At 55.1% G+C, this 2,952-nt stretch carries 1 protein-coding gene and 3 tRNA genes; 2 read left to right on the top strand and 2 right to left on the bottom strand.

Features of this window, described 5'->3' with window-relative positions:
* Window positions 1-481: 481 nt before the first annotated feature.
* Window positions 482-557: transfer RNA gene (locus Q0F21_RS06850), tRNA-Lys, on the bottom strand.
* Window positions 558-671: 114 nt separating this feature from the next.
* Between Q0F21_RS06850 and Q0F21_RS06845 the strand changes: the two genes are divergently transcribed.
* Together Q0F21_RS06845 and Q0F21_RS06840 are read left to right on the top strand one after the other, a co-directional pair.
* Window positions 672-742, top strand: a tRNA-Gln gene (locus Q0F21_RS06845).
* 134 nt (window positions 743-876) lie between these two features.
* A tRNA-Arg gene (locus Q0F21_RS06840) sits at window positions 877-950 on the top strand.
* 142 nt (window positions 951-1,092) lie between these two features.
* Here Q0F21_RS06840 and Q0F21_RS06835 read toward each other — a convergent pair.
* On the bottom strand, window positions 1,093-2,952 hold a 1,860-nt coding region (locus Q0F21_RS06835), incomplete at its 5' end, for a peptidylprolyl isomerase (RefSeq protein WP_297238561.1).

Below are 2,952 nucleotides of genomic sequence, written 5' to 3'. Positions count from 1 at the left end.
GTATCGAGCTGGATGGAGTTCGGTGAATTCTAAACCCGGGTTTAGTGATCACTAAACCCGGTAATAGTGATGACTAAAACCGGGTTTAGTTTGGGGGTGCAAGGCTGACACGTCTGAGCTCTACAGTAAACCGCCTGATGCCCGTCAGAGAGACTGGCGCCAGGCAAGCGGATGGGGTATTATGCAAAGATCTCTTATCGCTCATCTCCGATGTGACGGCGACCCGCACGGGGGCGGGACACGAAATAAACTCTCACACATCGGTCTTCGCCACTTCGTGGCTCGACCGATGCCTATGGAGCGGACATCCTTGCGGATGCCGTCAGGCTGATGAAAAACGACTCTCAAACGCGTCAGCCTTACTCCTCACTGAGCAACTGCGAGGCTGGAGTCTGTAAGCACACCAGCCTCAGATCCCACCATTAGGGCGTTTGCTTAAGCAAAAAGAGAGAGCCGACCATGAGGTCAACTCTCTCCTTGCTGGTGGCTCGCTCGGGGCTCGAACCCGAGACCCCAACATTAAAAGTGTTGTGCTCTACCAACTGAGCTAGCGAACCGGCGGATGAAAAACACCCGAAGACGCCGCAAAGGTAGCAAAAAAATGCCCGGGAGCCAAGATTTTCACCTTGCCGCCTTGCCCCTTTTTCAGTACCTTTGCGTCAATATCAGACTGGAGTATGGTGTAATGGTAGCACTACAGGTTTTGGTTCTGTCTGTCGAGGTTCGAATCCCCGTACTCCAACTCTTGATGCAGGAGAGCACTTCGGTCAGTCCGTGGTGCTCTCTTATATTGTTGCAGTTGGCGGACCATAGGCTTAGACTTTTGAGCTAAATATCGTACCTTTGCACGGTCAATGAGTGACGAGGTCACTCTCTGGCTGAGTAGCTCAGTTGGATAGAGCAACAGCCTTCTAAGCTGTGGGTCTTGGGTTCGAATCCCAACTCAGTCACCCCTCATAGCCACGCCGGGATCGCCCTCCCGGCGTGGCTTTTGTCGTATTGAGCCGCCTGGTAATTGCTTGGGTAGAAAAAGAAGAGCGACCTCCCTTTGTAGGAAGGTCGCTCTTTCTATTTAAGGACTTGGTCTAAGGTTTAGAAGAAGTTGTATCTGTTGTCAGAGATCTTAGCCTTGGAGATGACCGTCTGGAGTGCCGTTGCACGGATCATGCCCTGCAGTGAGCGCTCCAGTGAAGACTTGATCGCAGTTGCGTCGTTTGCCTGAGCGTCAGCCTCCCTGGAGAGAACATTGATGAGGTAGACGCCATTGAGACCCTTGACAGGGGTCGGGGTGTTCAGCCCTGCGACAGCGGCAGCAGAGTTGATGGCCGGCTCCACACCGAGGCTCTCGAGTCTGGTGGTGCTGTACTTGACGAAGCTGAGTGAGTCGACCGATGAGCCGATGGCACTTGCGTAGGCGTCAAGTGACGAGTGGTCAGCGCTCATCATCTGATCGTAGAGGAGGTCAGCCTTCTTCTGATTGGCGAGGAGTGCAGAGATCTGATCCTTCACCACGTCTATGGGCATGAAGCCCTCGGCAAACTTCTTACCGACACGGGTGACGACGTACTTCTCATCGGCCTCCTTGATCGGAGAGATCGTCCCCTCCTTATTCTGCATCGTCCAGGTGACGATGTCGCGGCTGTTGCTGATGCCAGGGGCAATGGAGGGCTGAGAGGAGGAGATCAGCTGATCCTGGAGTACCTGGTAGCCGGCGTTGAGAGCCTCCTGAGTCAGATCCTTATCCTTATTTGAAGTCAGGAAGGAGCTGAGGTTATTGTAGATCCTTGTCTGCGTCTCCGTGGAGGCAGTCACCTCCTTGGCTGCAAGGGCGACCTTAAACTTATCCACCACTGGCTTTGCCTCAGAGACAAGGATGATGTGCTCACCATACTTGGAGGTAAAGGCGAAGGGGACTCCCACCTGAGCGGAGTAGATAGCCTGAGCAAAGTCCTGACCGATGTAATTGGATGCCATCGCCTCGGTGAGCCAGCCGATCTGACCGCCCTGCGCGGAGGAGTTGCGGTCAAGGGAGTAGGTCTGGGCAGCTGTGGCAAAGGTCTCGGGCGCAGCCTTGAGGGCGGTGAGGAGACTGTCAGCATTCACCTCGGGGGCATTGGGTGTGCCGGCGGGCGGGAGTACGATGTGGCTTACGAGCAGAGACTCCGGAGCCTGCTTACGGCTGATGACCTTAGCGACGAGGAAGTTCTTGTCCTGCGGTACGATCTCGCTGACAGCACCCACCTCAGCGGTGGTGATGAAGTTGGCGATCTCCGTAGGCATGGAGGGCGTATTGATATCCTCGGCGGTGATGTAGGTGTCAACGTAGGGCACATCACTGTAGTCGGAGAGCACGAGAGCGGGATCCTTACCGGCGATCAGCTCCTCTCGCGCGGACCGGATATCCTCCTCGGCAGCCTTGTAGTCTGCGTCAGAGGGGTCGATGGAAGCGTAGATGACATCCACGTGAGCTCCGGCATCGGTGCGGAAGTAGTCCTTGTGCGCATTGTAGTAGTCCTTGATCTCCGCATCAGCTACCGTGACAGCGGAGTCAGGCAGAGCGATCGTGCGGCGACCAACGTAGGTGAGGTTCTGGACCGTCTTATTGTACTCGGTCTCGCGAGCCACCTCGAGCTTATTCGCTACGATAGCCTTAGAGAGGAGTCCGAGATACTTCTCCTGGAGTCGGAGGTCTCTCACTTGGGTCTCCGTCTCAGCCCACATGCTCCGCATCTGGTCGATCTGCGACTGCTGCTCAGGGCTGTAATTCTCCTTCGTATTGAGCTGCTTGAGGAACGTAAGAAGCTGTGCTCTATTGAACTCTCCTGTATTGGGATCCGTAAATTGCTGACGGATGATGGGCGAGACATTCTGACCTTGGATAAGGTCAAAGGTCTCTGCAGGAGTGATGCTCAGACCGATCTTGCCCGCCTCGTCGTGGAGTACCATATTGGA

It is taken from the genome of uncultured Porphyromonas sp., assembly GCF_934359325.1.
Taxonomy (GTDB): domain Bacteria; phylum Bacteroidota; class Bacteroidia; order Bacteroidales; family Porphyromonadaceae; genus Porphyromonas_A.
The sequence above is the reverse complement of the archived record's forward strand: the minus strand, read 5'-3'. Positions and strand labels throughout refer to the sequence as shown.